This is a genomic window from Streptomyces sp. NPDC005151 (assembly GCF_053599875.1).
Map to the genome: position 1 here is coordinate 88815 of NZ_JBSFYR010000016.1, position 22259 is coordinate 111073.

Below are 22259 nucleotides of genomic sequence, written 5' to 3' on the forward strand. Positions count from 1 at the left end.
TTCGATGCAGGATCGCTAGGGCCCCCGTTGTGTAGCGGCCTAGCACGCTGCCCTCTCACGGCAGTAGCGCCGGTTCGAATCCGGTCGGGGGTACGGGTTTCACCATGGGCTATGGTGTAATTGGCAACACTACGGTTTCTGGTACCGTCATTCTAGGTTCGAGTCCTGGTAGCCCAGCGCAGAGCTTCATCTGTACAACACGCCCCCGTTGTGTAGCGGCCTAGCACGCTGCCCTCTCACGGCAGTAGCGCCGGTTCGAATCCGGTCGGGGGTACAACAGAGCAAGTAACCAAGGGCCCTTCACTTCGGTGAGGGGCCCTTGGTCGTGTGCCCGGGCCCGTTGCGCACGGGCCCGTCGGACTCAGAGTCCGTACCGCCGGTTCGACTCCTCCTCCTGGGCCAGCCGGCGCAGAGACAGCAACAGCGGTTCGTACAGCACGACCGAGGCCACCGCCATCTCCACCTGCTCCGCTCCTGCCGGACAGGACTCCATCATGTCCAGGTCGCGGACCGCGACTTGCTCCATGAGGCGGGCCTGCTCGGTCACGTACTCGATGTCGCAGGGGTAGCCGAGCCGGATGAGTGTGGCCATCGAGGCGACCAGCGAGCGGTACGTGGGGTCCAGGGAGCCGAGTTCCTGCACGAACGCCCAGCCGAGCCGGTCGAGAAGCCGGTCGACCTCCCGGCGCGCCGATTCCGTCTCCGGAGCGTCCTCGTCCGGCTCGGGGCCGTGCGGCAGCGACCAGAGGGCGGCGCCCAGCCGGAGCGTACGGCCGAGAGATTCGTCGTCGACATGGGCCAGCACCTCGCGGGCCGTTGCCACCGGGAGGCGGCCCACCTGGATCAGTGCCCGCACCAGACGCAGCCGGCGCAGATGGCTCTCGTCGTACTCGGCTTGGGTCGCGCTGATGCGTTCGCCGGGCGGCAACAGCCCCTCACGCAGGTAGTACTTGATCGTCGCCGTCGAGACGCCGCTCTGCTTGCCCAGTTCCGAGAGTCGCATGTTCTGTGCCTTCCCTTGCGCCACCCCTTGGGCAGTGTCACTATCCAACCATTGGATAGTGACACTCTCCAACAATGATCAGGGGGCATGACATGCGTGTGAAGCCGATACCGGGGCGGTCGACCGCGGCAGCCGAGGGGGACGTGGTCGTCCTGCTCATCGGGATGCGCATCAATCACTTCTGGGGCGTGCACCACTGGCTGCCGGTCTTTGCGGCAATGCCGCGCATGCTGCGGGAGTTGAGCCGGGACAGGAGCCGCGGGCTGCTCGGCTACACCCTGCTGTCCGGATCGCCGAGGACGTACTACGTCGTCCAGTACTGGGAGTCGAAGGAGAAGCTCTACGCGTACGCCGCCGCGCCCGACATGTTCCACCGCAAGGCCTGGGCGATGATGAACCGCAAGGAGAAGAAGTCCCGGCAGCACGTGGGGCTGTGGCACGAGACATACATCGCGCCCGAGGGGTCGTACGAATCGATCTACGCCGACATGCCGCCGTACGGACTGGCTGCCGCGACGGGCGTGCTGCCGATCGAGGAGCGGGGACGCCGGGCGGCGGAGCGTCTCGCGCACCGCTCGTCCACGGAACGGAAGGGCTGAGAGGGGCCGTCGCGACGCTGGGACGGCCGGGGAACGATTTCTTGCTGTGCCGGGTCTGTGCGCCGGACTTGTGCGGCAGGACGGTCCGGCGGGGCCGAGTGCCGCGCCTGCAGGTGATCCGTACGTCAGCCGGTGCGGCGCAGGGCCTCGCTCAGCCGGGCCGCCGAGTCGATGACCGCCTGGGCGTGCATCCGACCGGGGTGGCGGGTCAGCCGCTCGATCGGTCCGGAGACCGAGACCGCGGCGACCACCCGGTTCGACGGCCCGCGTACCGGCGCCGAGACCGAGGCGACGCCCGGTTCCCGCTCGCCGATCGACTGGGCCCAGCCCCGGCGGCGCACGCCCGAGAGCGCCGTCGCCGTGAAGCGGGCGCCCTGGAGGCCGCGGTGCAGGCGCTCCGGCTCCTCCCAGGCCATCAGGATCTGGGCCGAGGAGCCCGCCTTCATGGTCAGGGTGGAGCCCACCGGCACGGTGTCCCGCAGTCCGGACAGTCGCTCCGCCGCAGCCACGCAGATCCGCATGTCGCCCTGCCGGCGGTAGAGCTGCGCGCTCTCGCCGGTGATGTCCCGCAGATGCGTGAGCACCGGGCCCGCCGTCGCCAGCAGGCGGTCCTCGCCCGCCGCGGCCGCGAGCTCCGCCAGTCGGGGGCCGAGGATGAATCGGCCCTGCATGTCCCTCGCCACCATCCGGTGGTGTTCCAGTGCCACAGCCAGTCGATGAGCCGTGGGTCGTGCAAGCCCGGTCGCCGCGACCAGCCCGGCGAGGGTGGCCGGGCCGGACTCCAGGGCGCTCAATACCAGAGCCGCCTTGTCGAGAACGCCGACGCCGCTAGAGTTGTCCATACGACGATACTCGCGTCTCACTCTGTGAAACGCAAGTTCAATTTCCGGCGGAAGTTGCGAACCTGTAGGGGCGGCCGCACAACGGCCCGTAGCCACCGCCCCGCACGGGGGTCCGACGGCGGCGCACCGAAATCTCTAGTTGGGCCGGCGAAGACGCCGGCCGGAGGGAAAGCGATGGGTAGGACACTCGCGGAGAAGGTCTGGGACGACCACGTCGTCCGGCGCGCGGACGGCGAGCCCGATCTTCTCTTCATCGATCTGCACCTGCTGCACGAGGTGACCAGCCCCCAGGCCTTCGACGGCCTCCGGCAGGCCGGACGCCGGGTGCGGCGCCTCGACCTCACCATCGCCACCGAGGATCACAACACCCCGACCCTCGACATCGACAAGCCGATCGCCGACCCGGTCTCCCGCGCCCAGTTGGAGACCCTGCGCAAGAACTGCGCGGAGTTCGGCGTACGGCTGCACCCGCTGGGCGACGTCGAGCAGGGCGTTGTGCACGTGGTCGGCCCGCAGCTGGGTCTGACCCAGCCCGGCACCACGGTCGTCTGCGGCGACTCCCACACCTCCACGCACGGCGCTTTCGGCGCGCTGGCGTTCGGTATCGGCACCAGCCAGGTCGAGCACGTCCTGGCCACGCAGACGCTGCCGCTGGACCGCCCGAAGACCATGGCGATCACCATCGACGGCGAACTGCCCGACGGTGTCACGGCCAAGGACCTGATCCTCGCGATCATCGCGCGGATCGGCACCGGCGGCGGCCAGGGCTACATCCTCGAATACCGCGGCTCCGCCATCGAGAAGCTCTCGATGGAAGCCCGGATGACCATCTGCAACATGTCGATCGAGGCAGGCGCCCGGGCCGGCATGATCGCCCCGGACGAGACCACGTTCGACTACCTGAAGGGCCGCGACCACGCCCCTCAGGGCGAGGACTGGGATGCTGCCGTCGCGTACTGGAAGACGCTGCGCACGGACGACGACGCGGTCTTCGACGCCGAGGTCGTCATCGACGCCGCCGAACTGGCGCCGTTCGTCACCTGGGGCACCAACCCCGGCCAGGGTGCGCCCCTGTCGGGACACGTCCCCGACCCGGCTTCGTACGAGGACGCCTCGGAGCGGAACGCCGCCGAAAAGGCCCTGGAATACATGGGGTTGACCGCCGGCCAGCCGCTGCGGGAGATCAACGTCGACACCGTCTTCGTAGGCTCCTGCACCAACGGCCGGATCGAGGACCTGCGCAACGCGGCCGCGATCCTGGACGGCCGCAAAGTCGCGAGAGGCGTACGGATGCTGATCGTCCCGGGCTCGGTCCGGGTCGCCCTCCAGGCCGTCGCGGAGGGCCTGGACAAGGTCTTCACCGCGGCCGGCGCGGAATGGCGGCACGCGGGCTGCTCGATGTGTCTCGGCATGAACCCCGACCAGCTGGCCCCCGGCGAGCGCTCCGCGTCGACCTCGAACCGTAACTTCGAGGGCCGGCAAGGCAAGGGCGGCCGTACCCACCTGGTCTCCCCGCAGGTCGCCGCCGCCACCGCCGTGCTGGGCCGTCTGGCCTCGCCGGCCGACCTGTCCGACGCCCTTACGTCCGCCGGAGTCTGAGAACCATGGAAGCTTTCACCGCACACACCGGCCGGGCCGTCCCGCTGCGCCGCAGCAACGTCGACACCGACCAGATCATCCCCGCCCACTGGCTGAAGAAGGTCACCCGCGACGGCTTCGAGGACGGGCTCTTCGAGGCATGGCGCAAGGACCCCGAGTTCGTCCTCAACCGGCCCGAGCGGGACGGCGCAACGGTCCTGGTGGCCGGTCCCGACTTCGGTACCGGGTCCTCCCGTGAACACGCCGTCTGGGCCCTGCAGAACTACGGCTTCAAGGCCGTCATCTCCTCCCGGTTCGCCGACATCTTCCGCGGCAACTCGCTGAAGAACGGGCTGCTGACCGTGGTCCTCGACCAGAAGGTCGTCGACGCACTGTGGGAGCTGACCGAGGCCGACCCGGCCGCCGAGGTCACCGTCGACCTGGAGGCACGCCAGGTCCGAGCCGAGGGCATCACCGTCGACTTCGAGCTCGACGAGAACGCCCGCTGGCGACTGCTGAACGGGCTGGATGACATCAGCCTCACCCTTCAGAACGAAGCGGACATCGCGACTTATGAGGTGGCAAGGCCGACCTTCAAGCCGCGTACAATTAACGCCTGAGCAGCGCGTTTCCAGTACTGCGCCCCCTGCCTTCTGGTAGGGGGCGCAGTCGCTTGTTGAGACCCCATCGGGCGACAACTCGCCCCAGATGGCACAATCGGTGCATGGAACGCGACAGCCAACTCAAGCTTTACGGCCAAGTCGCCGACCAATTGAAGGATGCGCACACAAGAGTGCGCGCACTGCAAGTCCCGGAGGGCGTACGGATGGCGCTGTCCCGGAAGCTGTTGGTCATCACGGCCGCGGCGAAGCATGATCTCCCGGATGCGGCAAGGCGTCTGGACCGGTTGATGAAGGACCTCGATGAGGGCCGATTCCCCGAAGGTGACTGACCTCTGCGGAACTGCGCAGTGGTCGACTTCGTTGCGGCACTAGGGTGATTAGCCCGTTTCGTGTTTGATTTGCGGTATATATCTGCCTAACGTGCGAAAACGCTTGAACGCTTACGTTCTGGCAATGTCTCCGAAGGGGAAGACGTGAACAAGGCACAGCTCGTAGAAGCGATTGCCGACAAGGTCGGCGGCCGCCAGCAGGCCGCGGACGCGGTCGACGCGGTACTCGACGCGATCGTCCGTGCAGTTGTTGCGGGGGACCGGGTCTCGGTCACCGGTTTCGGCTCGTTCGAGAAGGTCGACCGCCCGGCCCGCTACGCCCGCAACCCGCAGACGGGTGAGCGCGTGCGGGTCAAGAAGACCTCGGTGCCCCGTTTCCGCGCGGGACAGGGCTTCAAGGACCTGGTCAGCGGCTCGAAGAAGCTCCCCAAGCACGATGTGGCCGTGAAGAAGGCGCCCAAGGGCAGCCTCTCGGGCGGTGTTTCCGCCCGTGCGACCACCAAGGCCGCGGCCAAGAAGGCCGCCGCCAAGAAGGCCGCGGTGAAGAAAGTCACCGCCAAGAAGACCGTGACGGCGGCGAAGACCGCCGCGGCCAAGAAGGTCACCGCGAAGAAGACCACCGCGGCGGCCAAGAAGACCACGGCAGCCGCGAAGACCACCGCAGCGGCGAAGAAGACGACGGCTGCCAAGAAGGCCGTCGCCGCCAAGACCGCGCCCGCCAAGAAGGTCACGGCGAAGAAGGCGCCCGCGAAGAAGGCCACGGCGCGCAAGATCACGGCCAAGAAGGCCGTCGCACGGAAGAAGTGAGACCGAGCAGCGCAGGGCTACTCACACGCGCCGGGCCGGGCTCCCCTGGGGGAGCCCGGCCCGCGGGCTGTCCGGGGTGCGCTCAGCGGCCCCGCGGGCCGGACGCGCCCTTCAGAACGTCTGCAGCGTCACCAGGGTGATCCGCAGGGCCGCTCCCTCGCCCTCCACCTCGATCCGCACCCGCTGCCCCGGGCGCAGCAGCCGCAGGCCGCCCGCGTCGAAGGCCGGGGCGTCGAATTCCACCGGGGTGCCGTCGTCGAGCAGCACACTGCCGGTGCGGGTCTCGGGGTCGTACGTGTACGAGGTCGCCTGCATGAACGGCAGCCTATCGGTCCCTCGCGGGCACTTCCGCGGCCAAGCTGCCCGCGGTGTGCGGACCCACCCCGAGGGCCAGCGCGGCCCGCAGATCGGCGCCGGTGTCCACGTCCTGGCGGACCGAGTCGATACCGGCCGGGACTATTTCCACCGCGCCGGAGGCAAGATGCCGGGCCCGGGACGGGCCGCCGAAAGCCGGACGCAATTCCACCCCCGCCGAAGCCGACAGGAAAGTCGTGCCGATTCCCGTCGCATCCGTAACAAATGCGCGCGGGAATTCAGCGGCGAATTCGAGTACCCGGGCCAATTCCGCGGGACGCAGCGAGGGCAGATCCGCGTTGAGTGCGGCGAGTGCCGCTGCGGGCCGCCGGTCGCGTATCGCCCGCTCGCCGTGGGCCAGCGCGGCATTGAGTCCGGCGGCCGGTCGGTCGGGAACGATGCGCGCGCCGAGCGCCGAGAGCGCGACCCCGGCCACCGGGTCGTCCGTGACGACCACCACATCCCGTACGGCCCGGCAGGCCAGCGCGGCGGCCACGGTGTCCTGGGCGAAGGCCAGAGCGAGCCGGGGGCGCAGCAAGGGGCCCGTTGCCTGCGTCAGCCTGCTCTTGGCCCGTGCCAGCGGCTTCAACGGGACGACCAGGGACCACAGCCCGGTCCGGTCGGTGTTCGTGGCGATCTCCACCTCGGTGCGCATCGCCGCTTATTCTCGCCTGCCGGTACGACAACCCGGTGCGACAATCCGGAGGGGCGGCCCCGGGGGTGGGGCGTACGGTGTTCTCGACAGAGCAGGGGCCTGGGGTGACACTTGACCGCCACAGGCAGGCACACACGTCAGGTCCGTAGAGGAAGGTGTCCGAGTGTCCGGCCGCAGAATCGGCTTCTGGTACCGCCTGGCGGCGGTCATCGCAAAACCGCCGCTGGTGGTTCTGTTCAAGCGTGACTGGCGGGGAATGGAGCACATTCCGGCCGAAGGCGGATTCATCACTGCGGTCAATCACAACTCGTATCTGGACCCACTCTCCTACGGTCATTTCCAGTACAACACCGGCCGGGTGCCGCGGCTCCTCGCCAAGGCGGGGCTCTTCAAGACCCCCTTTGTCGGAATGATGCTGCGTGGCACCGGACAGATCCCCGTGTACCGCGAGACGACCAATGCGCTGGACGCCTTCCGGGCTGCCGTCGACGCCATCGAGCGCGGCGAATGCGTCGCGTTCTATCCGGAGGGGACCCTCACCCGCGACCCCGATATGTGGCCGATGGCCGGCAAGACCGGCGCCGCCCGCGTCGCGTTGATGACGAAGGCCCCGGTCATCCCGGTTGCGCAGTGGGGCGCGAACCTGGCGATGCCGCCGTACGCCAAGGCGAAGAAGTTCCAACTCTTCCCGCGCAAGACCCTCCAGGTGCAGGCCGGTCCGCCCGTCGACCTCTCCCGGTTCTACGACAAGGAGCCGACGCCCGACGTCCTGCGCGAGGCGACCGAGGTCATCATGGCCGCGGTGACCGCACAGCTGGAGGACGTCCGCGACGAGAAGGCGCCCGCCGAGCTCTACGACCACCGCAAGGCGCGTGCCGAACAGCGGCGCAAGGCCGAAGGAGAGGGACCCAAGTGACGCACCCCGTAAAAGCAGCCGTCTTCGGAACCGGCTCATGGGGTACGGCCTTCGGCATGATCCTCGCCGACGCCGGCTGCGAGGTCACCCTCTGGGGCCGCCGCGCCGAGGTCGCCGAGGCCATCAACACGACCCGTACCAACCCCGAATATCTGCCGGGAATTGAACTCCCCGAGTCCATCCGGGCCACCACCGACGCCGCCCGGGCGCTGCGCGGCGCCGACTTCGCCGTACTCGTCGTGCCCTCGCAGACGCTGCGCGCCAACCTCGCGGACTGGGCCCCGCACCTCGACCCCGACACCGTCCTCGTCTCGCTGATGAAGGGCGTCGAACTCGGCACCGCGAAGCGGATGAGCGAGGTCATCGAGGACGTCACCAAGGTCTCCGCGGACCGCATCGCCGTCGTCACCGGACCCAACCTGGCCAAGGAGATCGCCGAACGCCGCCCCGCAGCGGCCGTCGTCGCCTGCCAGGACGAGTCGGTGGCCCAGCGCCTCCAGGCCGCCTGCCACACCCCGTACTTCCGCCCGTACACCAACACCGATGTGGTCGGCTGCGAGCTCGGTGGCGCGGTGAAGAACGTCATCGGTCTCGCTGTCGGCATCGCCGACGGGATGGGGCTCGGCGACAACGCCAAGGGCTCGCTCATCACCCGCGGCCTCGCCGAGACCACCCGGCTCGGTCTCGCCATGGGCGCCGACCCGCTGACGTTCTCCGGACTCGCGGGCCTCGGCGACCTCGTGGCGACGTGCTCCTCGCCGCTGTCGCGCAACCACACCTTCGGCACCAACCTCGGCCGCGGCATGACGCTGGAAGAGACCATCGCCGTCACCAAGCAGACTGCCGAGGGCGTCAAGTCCTGTGAATCGGTGCTCGATCTGGCGCGCCGGCACGGCGTCGACATGCCCATCACGGAGACGGTCGTCTCCATCGTCCACGAGGGCAAGCCGCCGATGGTCGCTCTGGGCGAGCTGATGTCGCGCAGCGCGAAGGCCGAGCGGCACTGACGCCCGACCGGCCCCGGTGACGCTGACGCGACCTGTACCAGCAGGTACGCTCATCGCGATATGAGCAGCGAGAACCTCCCCCAGAGCCCGGAGCAGCAGCTCCGCAAGCCGCGTGTGGCCGTCGTGTTCGGCGGCCGCAGCTCCGAACACGGTATTTCGGTCGTCACGGCAGGTGCCGTCCTGAACGCCATCGACCGGACGAAGTACGACGTCCTGCCGATTGGCATCACGACGGACGGCCGCTGGGCGCTCACCGCCGACGAGCCCGAACGCATGGCCATCACGGACCGGAAGATGCCGGACGTGGCCCAGCTGGCCGAGTCCTCCGAGGGCGGCGTGGTGCTCTCCGTCGACCCCGGCAGCCGCGAAGTGGTCTACAGCGAGCCCGGCTCGGTGCCCAAGGCGCTCGGCGAGGTGGACGTCGTCTTCCCCGTCCTGCATGGCCCGTACGGCGAGGACGGCACCCTTCAGGGGCTCCTGGAGCTGTCCGGCGTGCCGTACGTGGGTGCCGGTGTGCTTGCCTCGGCGGTCGGCCAGGACAAGGAATACATGAAGCGGGTGTTCACGTCGTTCGGGCTGCCCGTCGGCCCCTACGTCGTCGTCCGCCCCCGCGAATGGGACAACGACCGCCTCGCCGCCCGCAAGCGCATCGTGGACTTCGCCGGGGAACACGGCTGGCCGCTCTTCGTCAAGCCCGCGCGGGCCGGCTCGTCCATCGGCATCACCAAGGTCGACGACCTCTCCGGACTCGACGAGGCGATCGAGGAAGCCCGCCGCCACGACCCCAAGTTCCTCGTCGAGTCGCTGCTGCGCGGCCGCGAGATCGAGTGCGGGGTGCTGGAGTTCGAGGACGGACCGCGTGCCAGCGTGCCCGCCGAGATCCCGCCGGTCACCTCGCACGACTTCTACGACTTCGAGGCCAAGTACATCGACTCGGCGTCCGGGATCGTGCCCGCCCCGCTCACCGAGGAGCAGACCGCCGAGGTCCAGCGGCTCGCGATCGACGCGTTCGAGGCGGCGTCCTGCGAGGGCCTGGTGCGCGCCGACTTCTTCCTCACCGAGGACGGCACGTTCGTCATCAACGAGATCAACACGCTGCCGGGCTTCACCCCGATCTCCATGTACCCGCGGATGTGGCAGGAGAGCGGTGTGAGCTACCAGGAGCTGGTCGACCGGCTGATCCAGGCGGCGTTGACCCGGCCCACCGGCCTGCGCTGAGCGGCGCTACAGGCTGCTGGGGACCGTCTTCTTGACGGCTGACGCGAATGCCGCCAGCGGGCTGGCGTCATGGGCGTAGGCCGTCGAGAGCGACAGCTCGACATACGCCTTGCGATAGGTCGTGGTGAAGCGCGGACCGGCGTCCTCCGGCTGCTCCAGCAGCCAGTTGACGCCGTCCGCGGTGGTCCCCTTGGCCATGGGATCGTCCATCTTCGCGGGCCGGTCGACACCGCAGCGCAGTACGATCGCCCCGTCCCCCCATGAGGCGGTCAGCACGGACTCCGGCCCGGAGCCGTCACGGTTCTGTCCGGCAACGGTCTCCGGCAGCTCCTTGTGCAGGGCACCGCAGTAGGCTGCGACTTCCGGCATCGGGGTGGGGACCGTGATCGACGCCGCGGCGTCCGTTGTGGAGCAGCCAGCCGCGGCCAGCACCAGAACGGCAGCGGACGGACCGAGAAACACGGGGCGGCGGAGCCGGCGGCGGAAGGACGTCACCGGCCCAGCGTAGACGGGGGCTACAGGTGGACGACCGGGCAGGTCAGGGTTCTGGTGATGCCTTCCACCTGCTGGACCTTGGCGACCACCATGCGGCCGAGTTCATCGACCGTGCCGGCCTGCGCGCGCACGATCACGTCGTAGGGGCCGGTGACGTCCTCTGCCTGGATCACTCCCGGGATTTTCGCGATGGTCTCGGCGACGGTCGACGCCTTGCCCACCTCGGTCTGAATAAGGATGTACGCCTGTACCACGGAACCTCCAGGGCGACCACGAGGATCATGTGGGGGAAAGAGACGCCACGGTATCGCGTTGCCGAGGGCGGCGGGGAGACCTGTGGAACGGATGACGTCCACAGCGTGGCGCACGGATGCCATGAGTTGACGTATGCCTTGACAGTACCGACAGCACTGAAGGCCCGCGACCGCAAGCGCAGCGGTGCGGACGGGGGGCAGGCATGCCGGTGACAACGGGGGCAGACTGCTCCCGGCGGCGGCCGGGCCACGGCCCGGACCACCGGCCGCCGATCCAGACCGGACGTCCGTCCGGCGCGACAGATGAGAGGTGAGACTCGGTGAAGGGAACCGTGGGCGAGTTGGGGGAGTTCGGGCTCATCAAGGAGCTCACGTCCCGGCTCACCAGCACTCCGGCGGTACGGCTCGGACCTGGCGACGACGCCGCGGTCGTGGCCGCTCCCGACCGCAGGGTCGTGGCCAGTACGGACATCCTGTTGGAGGGACGGCACTTCCGCCGCGACTGGTCGACCGCGTACGACGTCGGACGCAAGGCCGCCGCACAGAACCTCGCCGACATCGCCGCCATGGGCGCCGTCCCCACCGCGCTGCTGCTCGGCCTGGTCGTCCCGGCCGAACTCCCGGTCACCTGGGCGGGCGAGTTGATGGACGGCATCCGTGACGAGTGCCAGGTCGCGGGGGCGGCCGTGGTCGGCGGTGACGTCGTCGGCGGGGAGACCATCACCGTCGCGATCACCGCACTCGGCGATCTGCGCAACCACGAACCCGTCACCCGGGCCGGCGCCCGACCCGGCGATGTCGTCGCCGTCACCGGCTGGCTCGGCTGGTCCGCCGCCGGGTACGCGGTCCTCTCCCGCGGCTTCCGCTCGCCGCGCGCCTTCGTCGAGGCCCACCGGCGCCCGGAACCGCCGTACCACGCGGGCCCCGCGGCCGCCGGACTCGGCGCCACCGCCATGACGGACGTCAGTGACGGACTCGTCGCCGACCTCGGACACATCGCCGAGGCCAGCAAGGTCCGGATCGATCTGCGGTCCGGGCTGATCGACATCCCCTCGCAGATGTCCGACATCGGCCAGGCGGTCGGCGTGGACCCGCTCCAGTGGGTGCTCACCGGGGGAGAGGACCATGCGATCGTCGCGACCTTCCCCCAGGACGTGAAGCTGCCCGCCCGCTGGAAGGTGATCGGCGAGGTCCTCAACCCGTCGGCGCTGCCCCAGGTGACGGTCGACGGGGCCCCGTGGACCAGCAAGGGCGGCTGGGACCACTTCGGCGGCATCGAGGACGCTCAGTAGATTGAGGCGTATACCCATGTCTTCTGCCGCACCGCAGGTACCGCTCGTTCCACCCCGTGTGCTCACCGTCGCCGGATCCGACTCCGGCGGCGGTGCGGGCATCCAGGCCGACCTCAAGACGATGCTGGCGCTCGGCGTGCACGGCATGAGCGTGATCACCGCGGTGACCGCGCAGAACTCGCTGGGTGTCCAGGGCGCATGGGAGCTGTCCGTGGAGGCGGTACGGGCCCAGTACCGCAGCGTCGCCGACGACATCGGCGTCCAGGCGGTGAAGACCGGCATGCTCGCGTCGGCCGCCCTCGTCGAGACCGTCGCCGCACTTCTCGCGGGAACGGACGCCCCGGTGGTCGTCGACCCGGTGGGGGTCTCCAAGCACGGTGATCCACTGCTCGCTGCCGAAGCCCTCGATTCCGTGCGGACGAAACTGCTGCCGGTCGCCACGGTGGCAACCCCCAACCTGGACGAGGTGGCGCAGCTCACCGGCGTGACGGTCACGGACGAGACCGGAATGCGGCAGGCCGCGGCGGAGATCCTGGGATACGGGCCGCGCTGGGTCGTCATCAAGGGCGGTCACCTGCCCGGCGAGCCGGTCGACCTCCTCACGGACGGCACCGAGGAGCACTGGCTGCGCGCCCCCCGCCACGACAACCGGCACACGCACGGCACGGGCTGCACCCTCGCCTCCGCGATCGCCTGCGGGCTGGCCCGGGGCAACGACGTACCGACGGCCGTACGGGCCGCGAAGGCGTACGTCACCGGGGCGATAGCGGCGGGCTTCCCACTGGGCACCGGGATCGGCCCGGTCCGGCACGGCTGGCAGCTGTAACGGCCCCCCGCGACAGGGAGTGGGGGAGCACAGCAAAAAGCCGGTCCACCGAGGTGGACCGGCTTTTTGGGCAACCGGAAGGCTGCGCTACGACAGGAACGTCAGCGCGCGACCTTGCCGGCCTTGATGCACGAGGTGCAGACGTTGAGCCGCTTCGGCGTCCGACCGACCACGGCACGCACGCGCTGGATGTTGGGATTCCAGCGACGGGACGTACGGCGGTGCGAGTGCGAAATGTTGTTGCCGAAGCCCGGCCCCTTGCCGCAGACGTCGCAGTTGGCAGCCACGGGTCACTCCAAAGACTTCAGGTGCACTTACAGTGAATTCCGGCGCGCCGGAATCATTTGACTGAAGTGGCGGCACCGGAGGAAAGGCCCGACTCTCATCGGGCAACCGAAGCAGCATACAACGGCTGCGTCGGTAGAACGAAACTACCATGGGTTTCCCCGCCGTCTGCCCCGCCCCTGTCCCTGCCGGACGCACCGGGCGGGACTAGTCTGCGGTTCAGTCAGCCCGCACGGCCGCTCTCCAGGAGGAACACCAGGTGCCGCAGACCGCCGACGACATGGACGCCGTCGCGGTGCGTACCTGGTGCTCACTGGCGCTGGAGGCGTTGGGCCGGGAGCGTGAGGCGATCGACGCGATCAACGTCTACCCCGTCGCGGACGGGGACACCGGCACCAACCTCTATCTGACGGTGGAATCGGCGGCGGCCGCCGTCGAGGCGGTCTTCGCCGCCCACGAGACCGGTACGTCCGTGCCCGCCCTCGCCGATGTCGTACGGGCCATGGCACACGGGGCGCTGATCGGCGCCTGCGGTAACTCCGGCACGATCCTTGCGCAGCTATTGCGCGGCATGGCGGGGGTGCTGGCCGACGGGCATGACGCGGACCATCTGCGCCGCGCCCTGACCCGGGCCGCCGAGGCCGCCCGGCAGGCCGTCGCGCACCCTGTCGAGGGCACGGTGCTGACCGTGGCCTCGGCGGCCGCCGAGGCCGCCGGGCGCACGGCGGGCGACCCGAGACCGGAAGCGGTCGCGCAGGCGGCGTACGAAGGGGCGCGTACGGCACTGGACGCGACCCCCGGGCAGCTCGCTGTCCTCGGGCGGGCGGGAGTCGTCGACGCCGGAGGCCGTGGCCTGGTGACCGTCCTGGGGGCGCTTGTCGAAGCGGTCTCCGGTGAGGCGCCCGCACGCGGGACCTGGGTGACGCCCGACATCGCCCCCGTGACCGCTGCCGCCGCCGACGACTGCGCGGCAGGCGGACCGGCGGACGGACCCGCCTTCGAGGTGATCTATCTCCTGGAGGCGCGGGACGACGCCGTCGACCGGCTGCGGGCCCGGCTCGACGGGCTCGGCGACTCGCTCGTCGTGGTCGGCGGCGACGGGCTGTGGAACGTCCACGTCCATGTCGACGACGCCGGTGCGGCGGTGGAGGCCGGGGTCGAGGCGGGCAGACCGTACCGGATCCGGATCACCCACTTCGGCGCCGACCGGGTCCACCCCCACCACAACGAGCCCGCGCAGCGCGGTGTCGTCGTGGTGGTCCCGGGCGACGGGCTCTCCGGGCTGTGCACGGAAGCCGGCGCGACCACGGTGCTCGCCCGCCCCGGAGAGCCGCCCGCCAGCGGTGAACTGGTCGATGCGATCCGTCGCGCCCACGCCCGCGAGGTGGTCCTGCTGCCCAACGACGCGGAGCTGCGCCACACGGCCGCGGCGGCCGCGGAGCAGGCCCGAACGGAAGGCATCCGGGTCGCCCTGATCCCGACCCGCGCCGCCGTCCAGGGCATCGCGGCACTCGCCGTCCACGAACCGGACCGCAGCTTCGACGAGGACGTGGTGGCGATGACCGCCGCGGCCGGCGCCACCCGGTACGCCGAACTGGCCGTCGCCGAGCGGCAGTCGTGGACCATGGCGGGCATCTGCCAGGCCGGCGACATCCTGGGGCTGATCGACGGCGATGTGGCGGTCATCGGCGAGGACGTGCCCGGCACGGCCGGGGCCGTCCTCGACCGGATGCTGTCGGCGGGCGGTGAACTCGTGACGCTGGTCCTGGGCGAGGACGTGCCGGACAGCCTGGCGGAGGCCCTGCAGGAGCATGTGCGCGAGGGATACCTGGCGGTGGACACGGTGGTGTACCGGGGCGGCCGCCAGTGCGCTCCGCTGCTGATCGGGGTGGAGTAGGACGACCCGCCCCCGGGGCGCGTTGTCCTCGATCGCCGGCCGGGCGGTGACATCGAGTCCGTCCGGCGATCGAGGGCGCAACGGTCACCGCGGCGGGCCCGGTCCCTACCTTCCCCGGAGCAGAGGTGATGGGAGAGGAGATCGACCAGTCCGAGCAGAGCTACCCGGAAGGTGTGCGGCGACCGGGCGGAGAAGGACGCGGAGGACGAATCGGGGCCGCGGAATTCGCTGAGGCCTCGGATGTCGTCGTCGGTGCGCCAGTGGGGACGGGCGACGGGGCGGGGGTGATCGCGAGCGAGTGGCCGGGGACCGATCCCAGGGGCGCGCAGACGTTTCCGACCAGGGGATTGCGGTGGTGCGGGCGACTTCTGTCAGTGGCGTGGTGTGCAATGGATCGCGTGTCCGCGTTCGATGAACCCCTGAAGAAGCTGCTCGGCGGTGCCACCGCGAAGGTGATGGCCGAGCACCTCGACCTGCACACGGTCGGTGATCTGCTGCACCACTACCCGCGGCGGTACGAGGAGCGCGGCCAGCTCACCGCGCTGGCCGACCTCCCGCTGGACGAGCACGTGACCGTCGTCGCCCAGGTCGCCGACGCGCGGATCATGGTGTTCAACAACGGCAGGGGCAAGCGCCTGGAGGTGACCCTCACCGACGGCAGCGGCCGGCTGCAGCTGGTCTTCTTCGGCCACGGCGTGCACAAGCCGCACAAGGAGCTGCTGCCGGGCCGCCGGGCGATGTTCGCGGGCAAGGTCTCCGTCTTCAACCGGAAGATGCAGCTCGCGCACCCCACGTACCAGCTGCTCGACACCGCGGACGCCGACGAGGCCACGGAGGCGGTGGACGCCTTCGCCGGGCGGCTGCTGCCCATCTACCCCGCCTGCAAGCAGCTCGACTCCTGGCGGATCGCCAAGGCCGTCGACACCGTGCTGCCCAGCGCCCGGGACGCCGTCGACCCGCTGCCGCTCCCGCTGCGCGAGGGGCGCGGCTTCACCCCACTGCCCGAGGCGCTGCTGAAGATCCACCGCCCGCAGACCAAGGCGGACATCGCCGACGCCAGGGACCGGCTGAAGTGGGACGAGGCGTTCGTCCTGCAGGTCGCGCTCGCCCGCCGACGGTACGCGGACACCCAGCTCCCGGCGGTGGCACGCAGACCCAGGCACGGCGGGCTGCTCGACGCCTTCGACGCCAAACTGCCGTTCACCCTCACCGAGGGCCAGGAGAAGGTCACCAAGGAGATCTTCGACGACCTGGCGACCGAGCACCCGATGCACCGGCTGCTGCAGGGCGAAGTCGGGTCCGGGAAGACCATGGTCGCGCTGCGCGCCATGCTCGCCGTCGTCGACGCGGGCGGACAGGCCGCGATGCTCGCCCCCACCGAGGTGCTCGCCCAGCAGCACCACCGCTCCATCACCGAAATGATGGGCGAGCTCGCCGAAGGCGGAATGCTGGGCGGCTCCGACCTCGGTACGAAGGTGGTGTTGCTGACCGGGTCCATGGGGATGGCGGCCCGCCGTCAGGCGCTGCTGGACCTGGTCACCGGCGAGGCCGGGATCGTGATCGGCACGCATGCGCTGATCGAGGACAAGGTGCAGTTCCACGACCTGGGGCTGGTCGTCGTCGACGAGCAGCACCGCTTCGGAGTGGAACAGCGCGACGCGCTGCGGTCCAAGGGGAAGCAGCCGCCGCACCTGCTGGTGATGACCGCCACCCCCATTCCCCGTACGGTCGCGATGACGGTCTTCGGCGACCTGGAGACGTCCGTCCTGGACCAGTTGCCGGCAGGCCGCTCGCCGATCGCCAGCCATGTCGTCCCCGCCAAGGACAAGCCTCACTTCCTCAGCCGCGCCTGGGAGCGGGTCCGCGAGGAGGTCGGGAACGGGCATCAGGCATACGTCGTCTGCCCCCGGATCGGTGACGACGCCGACGACGAGGCCGAGAAGAAGAACAGGAAGAAGGCCGCGGAGAAGGCGGCCGAGGAGGACGGGGAGAAGCGCCCGCCGCTCGCGGTCCTGGAGATCGCCGAACAGCTCGCCAAGGGCGCCCTCGCCGGACTGCGCATCGAGGTGCTGCACGGCAGGATGAACCCCGACGACAAGGACGACGTGATGCGGCGCTTCGCCGCGGGCCAGGTCGACGTCCTGGTCGCGACGACCGTCATCGAGGTCGGGGTCAACGTCCCCAACGCCACCGCGATGGTGATCATGGACGCCGACCGGTTCGGCGTCTCCCAGCTCCACCAGCTCCGCGGCCGGGTCGGCCGGGGCTCCGCCGCCGGCCTCTGCCTGCTCGTCAGCGAGGCGCACGAGGCGAGCTCCGCCCGCGCCCGGCTCTCCGCCGTCGCCGCCACCCTCGACGGCTTCGAACTGTCCCGGATCGACCTCGAACAGCGCCGCGAGGGCGATGTCCTCGGCCAGGCCCAGTCCGGGGTCCGCACGTCCCTGAGGATGCTCTCCGTCATCGACGACGAGGAGGTCATCGCCGCAGCCCGCGAGGAGGCCGTGACGATCGTCGCAGCGGACCCGGACCTGGACCGCCTGCCGGAGCTGCGCACCGCGCTGGCCGCCCTGCTCGACAAGGAGCGCGAGGAGTACCTCGACAAGGGCTGAGAGCCTGTCGGGTGACCTCGGATCGGGCGGCCACGCCCTGGCACGCACGCTTCCCGCGTTGCCGAAAGGCCCTAGTAGCTCCTTCCCCAAGCTCTCAGCTTCGTTCGAGCAGGGGAGACCCCATCCGAGGGCCTTCCGGCGCCTTGGAATCGCACGCACCAGACCGCGTCCGCTTTCCGATCGAAGGCCACCCGACAGGCTCTGAGGACGGGGGGATGCACGGGGCCCCCGGGCCCCAGCGGGCCCGACGCCATATCGTGGGACGCACGGCGCCCGCCCCACCCCGGCGGGCCACCCCCGACCCGAGGATCAGACACCCATGACCCGCGTGATCGCCGGCTCGGCCGGCGGACGCCGCCTGGCCGTCCCGCCCGGCACCGGCACCCGCCCCACCTCCGACCGTGCACGCGAGGGCCTGTTCTCCACCTGGGAAGCGCTCCTGGGCACCCTGGAGGGCATCCGAATCGCGGATCTGTACGCGGGCTCCGGCGCTGTCGGTCTCGAAGCGCTCTCCCGCGGCGCGGTCCACGCCCTGCTCGTCGAGGCCGACACCAAGGCCGCCCGCACAGTCCGGGACAACGTCCGTACGCTCGGTCTGCCCGGCGCCGAAGTCCGTACCGGCAAAGCCGAACAGATCGTGACAGGACCGGCGCCCGCGGACCCGTACGACGTGGTCTTCCTGGATCCGCCGTACGCCGTCACCGATGGCGATCTTGGCGAGATACTGCTCACACTCCGTGCTCAGGGCTGGCTCACCGGCGATGCCCTCGTCACCGTGGAACGGAGCACCAGAGGCGGAGAATTCAACTGGCCCAAGGGATTCGAGCCACTGCGGGCCCGTCGCTACGGCGAGGGAACGCTTTGGTACGGTCGCGCCGCCTCTACGTGCGAAGACGCACGATGACCGCACCGGAGAGCGAGGGACTCAAGTTGCGCCGAGCCGTCTGTCCGGGGTCGTTCGACCCCATCACCAATGGACACCTCGACATCATTGGCCGCGCCTCGAAGCTGTACGACGTCGTACATGTCGCGGTGATGATCAACCAGTCCAAGAAGGGCCTGTTCACGATCGACGAGCGGATCGAGCTGATCCGTCAGGTCACCGCGGACTTCGGCAACGTCGAGGTCGAGTCCTTCCACGGCCTCCTGGTCGACTTCTGCAAGCAGCGCGACATCCCGGCGATCGTGAAGGGCCTGCGGGCCGTCAGCGACTTCGACTACGAGCTGCAGATGGCCCAGATGAACAACGGCCTCTCCGGGGTCGAGACGCTCTTCGTGCCGACCAATCCCACGTACAGCTTCCTGTCGTCCTCCCTGGTCAAGGAGGTCGCGACCTGGGGCGGCGACGTCTCGCACCTGCTGCCGCCGCTGGTCCACGAGGCACTCGTCGAACGTCTCGCCCAGCAGTGATGAACTGACAGTCCGTCACCCGGTGTCGGACAGGCGCCGACTGGCCGTACAGTCGTCCCGTCCGTCTCCAATCAGCAGTAGAGAGTGGCGAGCACACGGTGGACGTGCAGAAGAAGCTCGACGAGATCGTCGAAGCGGTCGGGAACGCCCGGTCCATGCCCATGTCGGCGTCGTGCGTGGTCAACCGCGCCGATCTGCTCGCCATGCTCGAAGAGGTACGTGAAGCCCTCCCCGGCTCACTCGCCCACGCCCAGGAGCTCATCGGCGGCCGGGAGCAGATGGTCGAGCAGGCCCGACAGGAGGCCGAGCGGATCATCGAGACCGCCCACGCACAGCGCGGCTCGCTGATCTCCGACACCGAGATCGCCCGGCAGTCCCGGACCGAGGCCGACCGCATCCTCGGCGAGGCCCGCCGGGAGGCCGACGAAGTACGCGCCGAGGCCGACGAGTATGTCGACAGCAAGCTTGCCAACTTCGAGGTCGTCCTCACCAAGACCATCGGCTCCGTCGACCGGGGCCGCGAGAAGCTCCTCGGCCGTGGACAGGGCTTCGACGAGCAGGGGTACGAGGACCCCGACTTCGCCGAGGCCCCCGAGCGCAGCGCCGACCCGGAGACGCTCCGGCGCCGCGCCGACGAGTATGTGGACACCAAGCTCGGCGCGTTCGAGGCCGTGCTCGCCAAGACTCTGGAAGCGGTCGGCCGCGGCCGGCAGAAGCTGCACGGCCGGGTCGCCACCGACGAGCTCGGCGCGCACATGGCCGCCCAGGACGCCGCGGGCAGCCAGGGCCACACCAGCGACGAGGACCACTGGGCCGGTCTCGCCGAGCTCGCCACCCCGGAGCCGCAGCCGGTGCCCCAGCAGGTCCAGCCGCACTTCCCGGCACAGGCACAGCCGGGCTACGCGGAGACGTACGCGTACCAGGAGCAGCCGCAGCAGGACATGTACGGGTACCAGCAGCAGCCGGACCCGTACGCCGCCTATCAGCAGCAGGGCTACGACGAGGGCCAGGCACAGCTGCAGCCGCAGGGGTACGACGACTGGCAGCAGCCGATGCCGACGCACCAGCCCCTTCCGCCGCAGGGCGAGAGCGCCCTCGACGAGACCAGCCTCTTCGACACCAGCATGATCGACATCGATCAGCTCCGCCGGTACGAGCAGGAGCGCTGACCGGGGCGACCCGGACACAGACCGAACGCGACCGGTTCCGGCCGGTTCGGGACCGGAATCGGACCCGGTTGGGAGCAGGGTAACGCGTCCAGTATCCTGGTTCTTCGGTCGCGCGTAGATCTGCGATCCCGGCTGCCCGCTTCGACTCCGATCCGGTCGGCCCCTCCCCACGGTGCGCTTTGCGCCATGCATACGATTTCGAAAGCAGGAAAAGCCCTGAACGGTCACCTCGACCACCGAAACCCTCTCGTGTTCGATACGCACGAGCTGGGTCGGCGTCCCGGTGCCCTCCTGCGGTTGACCCGCTCGGTGGACGCGCCCCACGACCTCGGTATCGACGGGGTCATCGGTATGCCGGAAGGCGCACCCGTGGAGCTGGAGCTCCGCCTCGAATCGGTCATGGAAGGGGTGCTTGTCACAGGCACCGCTCGTGCGTCGGCCGAGGGGGAGTGCGTAAGGTGTCTGGAGCCGCTGCGCCAAGAGGTTGCGGCGGACTTCCAGGAGATGTTCTCGTACCCTGACGCCGATGACCGGGGCCGCAGCAAGGCGGCGGACCCGGCCGACGACGCCGAGGACGACGAGGACAGGTTCTTCATCGAGGACGGCTTGTTCGACCTCGAACCAGTGCTGCGTGATGCGGTGGTGCTCGCACTGCCGATGCAGCCGGTGTGCCGGGAGACCTGTGCCGGCCTGTGTTCCGAATGCGGGATCAGGCTGGACGAGAACCCCGGTCACCACCACGATGCCGTCGACATCCGTTGGGCGGCATTGCAAGGACTCGCCGAGACCGTTCAGGACGGCGAGAAGGACAACATGGGCGGCGCCGAAGCGGGCGTCGACGAGAAGCAGGAGAAGTAGCCGTGGCTGTTCCGAAGCGGAAGATGTCGCGCAGCAACACGCGCCACCGCCGGTCGCAGTGGAAGGCTGCGGTCCCCACCCTGGTTTCGTGCGAGCGTTGCCAGGAGCCGAAGCTGCAGCACATCGCGTGCCCCAGCTGCGGCACGTACAACAAGCGCCAGGTCCTCGAAGTCTGAGCGGCTGGTGAGAGGCCCGATGTCTGAGTTGTCCCACGCCAAGAAGCAGGCAGACAACGTCAACACAGCCTCGTCCCACACGCTTCTGGAAGGGCGGCTCGGGTATCACCTTGAGTCCGCCCTTCTGGTGCGTGCGCTGACCCACCGTTCGTACGCATACGAGAACGGCGGCCTGCCCACCAACGAGCGGCTCGAATTCCTCGGGGATTCGGTACTCGGCCTGGTGGTCACGGACACGCTGTACCGCACCCACCCCGACCTGCCCGAAGGCCAGCTGGCCAAGTTGCGGGCCGCGGTGGTCAACTCGCGTGCACTTGCGGAGGTGGGCCGCGGCCTCGACCTCGGCTCCTTCATCCGGCTCGGCCGGGGCGAAGAGGGTACGGGTGGCAGGGACAAGGCATCCATCCTCGCCGACACGCTTGAAGCGGTGATCGGCGCGGTCTATCTCGATCAGGGCCTCAGCGCGGCCTCGGAGCTGGTCCACCGGCTCTTCGACCCGCTGATCGACAGGTCCTCCAATCTCGGCGCCGGCCTGGACTGGAAGACCAGCCTCCAGGAGCTCACCGCGAGCGAGAGCCTCGGGGTCCCCGAGTACCTCGTCACGGAGACCGGCCCGGACCACGAGAAGACCTTTACTGCTGCTGCTCGCGTCGGTGGTGTCTCGTACGGCACCGGCACCGGCCGTAGCAAGAAGGAAGCGGAGCAGCAGGCGGCGGAGTCCGCCTGGCGCGAGATCAGCGCCGCTGCGGAGCAGCGGGAGGCCGCGGCGAAGGCCGCAGCCGACGGAGGGGCCGCCGACGCCCCTGCCGGCCCGTTGCCGTCCACGGACGTCACTCCGGCCTGACCTGGGAACCCCTCGGTGCCTCGTGCACCGGGGGGTTCTCCCTGTCCGGACCCAGGGCGTGACCGCACAGTCACGCCCTGGGGGCGTTCGGCGGATCAGGGCCGTACACCCCCTAAGACCGACCGGCAAATGGGGGGCGGCGTCGCGGGGCTGGGCACGCACATCTGCCGCGTTGTCGTCAATCACCATGGCTCCGCCATGTCTCAATCCTCC

The 22259-nt window shown here is 69.7% G+C and carries 25 protein-coding genes and 3 tRNA genes; 21 read left to right on the top strand and 7 right to left on the bottom strand.

The window, feature by feature from the left end; genetic code table 11:
* The first annotated feature begins 20 nt into the window (after positions 1-20).
* From ACWD6R_RS12180 to ACWD6R_RS12190, 3 genes are all read left to right on the top strand, one after another.
* Positions 21-93 (top strand) — tRNA-Glu (locus tag ACWD6R_RS12180).
* Between the two features lie 12 nt (positions 94-105).
* Positions 106-177, top strand: a tRNA-Gln gene (locus tag ACWD6R_RS12185).
* 24 nt (positions 178-201) lie between these two features.
* Positions 202-274 (top strand) — tRNA-Glu (locus ACWD6R_RS12190).
* An 87-nt stretch (positions 275-361) separates the two neighbouring features.
* Here the strand turns inward: ACWD6R_RS12190 and ACWD6R_RS12195 are convergent.
* On the bottom strand, positions 362-1003 hold the full coding sequence (locus tag ACWD6R_RS12195) for a MerR family transcriptional regulator (protein WP_451818602.1): 642 nt from the start codon (positions 1001-1003) through the stop codon (positions 362-364).
* Between the two features lie 92 nt (positions 1004-1095).
* On the opposite strand from ACWD6R_RS12195, the gene ACWD6R_RS12200 reads away from it, so the two are divergent.
* Positions 1096-1602: a DUF4188 domain-containing protein gene (locus ACWD6R_RS12200; protein WP_451818603.1), complete on the top strand. Its 507-nt coding sequence runs from the start codon at positions 1096-1098 to the stop codon at positions 1600-1602.
* 125 nt (positions 1603-1727) lie between these two features.
* On the opposite strand, the gene ndgR is transcribed toward ACWD6R_RS12200, so the two are convergent.
* Positions 1728-2444: an IclR family transcriptional regulator NdgR gene (gene ndgR, locus ACWD6R_RS12205; protein WP_014048551.1), complete on the bottom strand. Its 717-nt coding sequence runs from the start codon at positions 2442-2444 to the stop codon at positions 1728-1730.
* 174 nt (positions 2445-2618) lie between these two features.
* Here ndgR and leuC point away from each other — a divergent pair, with 174 nt between their 5' ends.
* The 4 genes from leuC (at position 2619) to ACWD6R_RS12225 (ending at position 5781) form a co-directional block, all read left to right on the top strand.
* The gene (gene leuC / locus ACWD6R_RS12210) at positions 2619-4043 is read left to right on the top strand and encodes a 3-isopropylmalate dehydratase large subunit (protein ID WP_451818604.1); all 1425 of its coding nucleotides are present in this window, start codon (positions 2619-2621) and stop codon (positions 4041-4043) included.
* Positions 4044-4048: 5 nt separating this feature from the next.
* The gene (gene leuD / locus ACWD6R_RS12215; RefSeq protein WP_451818605.1) at positions 4049-4642 is read left to right on the top strand and encodes a 3-isopropylmalate dehydratase small subunit; all 594 of its coding nucleotides are present in this window, start codon (positions 4049-4051) and stop codon (positions 4640-4642) included.
* A 104-nt stretch (positions 4643-4746) separates the two neighbouring features.
* Positions 4747-4974, top strand: coding sequence for an SCO5555 family protein (locus ACWD6R_RS12220; RefSeq protein WP_037689934.1), 228 nt, complete (start codon positions 4747-4749; stop codon positions 4972-4974).
* A gap of 144 nt (positions 4975-5118) precedes the next feature.
* Positions 5119-5781 (top strand): HU family DNA-binding protein, encoded by a 663-nt coding sequence (locus ACWD6R_RS12225; RefSeq protein ID WP_451818606.1) that lies wholly within the window; start codon positions 5119-5121, stop codon positions 5779-5781.
* A gap of 111 nt (positions 5782-5892) precedes the next feature.
* Here the strand turns inward: ACWD6R_RS12225 and ACWD6R_RS12230 are convergent, their stop codons facing one another.
* Positions 5893-6096 (bottom strand): hypothetical protein, encoded by a 204-nt coding sequence (locus tag ACWD6R_RS12230; protein WP_326792733.1) that lies wholly within the window; start codon positions 6094-6096, stop codon positions 5893-5895.
* 10 nt (positions 6097-6106) lie between these two features.
* Positions 6107-6790: a 2-phospho-L-lactate guanylyltransferase gene (gene cofC / locus ACWD6R_RS12235; RefSeq protein WP_451818607.1), complete on the bottom strand. Its 684-nt coding sequence runs from the start codon at positions 6788-6790 to the stop codon at positions 6107-6109.
* A 163-nt stretch (positions 6791-6953) separates the two neighbouring features.
* Here cofC and ACWD6R_RS12240 point away from each other — a divergent pair, with 163 nt between their 5' ends.
* Genes ACWD6R_RS12240 through ACWD6R_RS12250 form a run of 3 tightly spaced genes read left to right on the top strand, consistent with a single transcriptional unit; the run spans position 6954 to position 9931 of the window.
* Positions 6954-7706 carry a lysophospholipid acyltransferase family protein gene (locus ACWD6R_RS12240; protein ID WP_451818608.1) on the top strand — a complete coding sequence of 251 codons (753 nt, stop codon included), beginning with the start codon at positions 6954-6956 and terminating at the stop codon, positions 7704-7706.
* On the top strand, positions 7703-8713 hold the full coding sequence (locus ACWD6R_RS12245; RefSeq protein WP_393303000.1) for an NAD(P)H-dependent glycerol-3-phosphate dehydrogenase: 1011 nt from the start codon (positions 7703-7705) through the stop codon (positions 8711-8713). Before ACWD6R_RS12240 ends, ACWD6R_RS12245 begins: the two co-directional genes overlap by 4 nt.
* Positions 8714-8773: 60 nt before the next feature.
* Positions 8774-9931: a D-alanine--D-alanine ligase family protein gene (locus ACWD6R_RS12250; RefSeq protein WP_451818609.1), complete on the top strand. Its 1158-nt coding sequence runs from the start codon at positions 8774-8776 to the stop codon at positions 9929-9931.
* Between the two features lie 6 nt (positions 9932-9937).
* On the opposite strand, the gene ACWD6R_RS12255 is transcribed toward ACWD6R_RS12250, so the two are convergent.
* Positions 9938-10426: a DUF3515 domain-containing protein gene (locus ACWD6R_RS12255; RefSeq protein ID WP_451818610.1), complete on the bottom strand. Its 489-nt coding sequence runs from the start codon at positions 10424-10426 to the stop codon at positions 9938-9940.
* 20 nt (positions 10427-10446) lie between these two features.
* Positions 10447-10680 (bottom strand): Lrp/AsnC family transcriptional regulator, encoded by a 234-nt coding sequence (locus ACWD6R_RS12260; protein WP_451818611.1) that lies wholly within the window; start codon positions 10678-10680, stop codon positions 10447-10449.
* Positions 10681-11000: 320 nt separating this feature from the next.
* Here ACWD6R_RS12260 and ACWD6R_RS12265 point away from each other — a divergent pair, with 320 nt between their 5' ends.
* Positions 11001-11972, top strand: coding sequence for a thiamine-phosphate kinase (locus tag ACWD6R_RS12265; protein WP_266981089.1), 972 nt, complete (start codon positions 11001-11003; stop codon positions 11970-11972).
* Positions 11973-11988: 16 nt separating this feature from the next.
* Complete coding sequence (gene thiD / locus ACWD6R_RS12270; protein ID WP_451818612.1) at positions 11989-12798, top strand: bifunctional hydroxymethylpyrimidine kinase/phosphomethylpyrimidine kinase; 810 nt, start codon at positions 11989-11991, stop codon at positions 12796-12798.
* Positions 12799-12899: 101 nt separating this feature from the next.
* On the opposite strand, the gene rpmB is transcribed toward thiD, so the two are convergent.
* Positions 12900-13085 (bottom strand): 50S ribosomal protein L28, encoded by a 186-nt coding sequence (rpmB, locus tag ACWD6R_RS12275; RefSeq protein ID WP_030928661.1) that lies wholly within the window; start codon positions 13083-13085, stop codon positions 12900-12902.
* Positions 13086-13342: 257 nt separating this feature from the next.
* Here rpmB and ACWD6R_RS12280 point away from each other — a divergent pair, with 257 nt between their 5' ends.
* The 8 genes from ACWD6R_RS12280 to rnc all read left to right on the top strand — a co-directional run bounded on the left by ACWD6R_RS12280 (position 13343) and on the right by rnc (position 22046).
* Complete coding sequence (locus tag ACWD6R_RS12280; protein ID WP_451818613.1) at positions 13343-14980, top strand: DAK2 domain-containing protein; 1638 nt, start codon at positions 13343-13345, stop codon at positions 14978-14980.
* A gap of 389 nt (positions 14981-15369) precedes the next feature.
* On the top strand, positions 15370-17589 hold the full coding sequence (recG, locus tag ACWD6R_RS12285) for an ATP-dependent DNA helicase RecG (protein ID WP_451818614.1): 2220 nt from the start codon (positions 15370-15372) through the stop codon (positions 17587-17589).
* A gap of 319 nt (positions 17590-17908) precedes the next feature.
* Complete coding sequence (gene rsmD, locus ACWD6R_RS12290) at positions 17909-18493, top strand: 16S rRNA (guanine(966)-N(2))-methyltransferase RsmD (RefSeq protein WP_393302985.1); 585 nt, start codon at positions 17909-17911, stop codon at positions 18491-18493.
* 26 nt (positions 18494-18519) lie between these two features.
* Complete coding sequence (gene coaD, locus ACWD6R_RS12295) at positions 18520-18999, top strand: pantetheine-phosphate adenylyltransferase (protein WP_451818624.1); 480 nt, start codon at positions 18520-18522, stop codon at positions 18997-18999.
* 98 nt (positions 19000-19097) lie between these two features.
* Positions 19098-20168, top strand: coding sequence for a cell division initiation protein (locus ACWD6R_RS12300; protein ID WP_451818615.1), 1071 nt, complete (start codon positions 19098-19100; stop codon positions 20166-20168).
* A 186-nt stretch (positions 20169-20354) separates the two neighbouring features.
* On the top strand, positions 20355-21026 hold the full coding sequence (locus ACWD6R_RS12305) for a YceD family protein (protein ID WP_451818616.1): 672 nt from the start codon (positions 20355-20357) through the stop codon (positions 21024-21026).
* Between the two features lie 2 nt (positions 21027-21028).
* Positions 21029-21202 carry a 50S ribosomal protein L32 gene (gene rpmF / locus ACWD6R_RS12310; RefSeq protein WP_003965982.1) on the top strand — a complete coding sequence of 58 codons (174 nt, stop codon included), beginning with the start codon at positions 21029-21031 and terminating at the stop codon, positions 21200-21202.
* Between the two features lie 19 nt (positions 21203-21221).
* A complete protein-coding gene (rnc, locus tag ACWD6R_RS12315) occupies positions 21222-22046 on the top strand; it encodes a ribonuclease III (protein WP_451818617.1) in 825 nt (274 codons plus the stop codon).
* Positions 22047-22259: the final 213 nt, after the last annotated feature.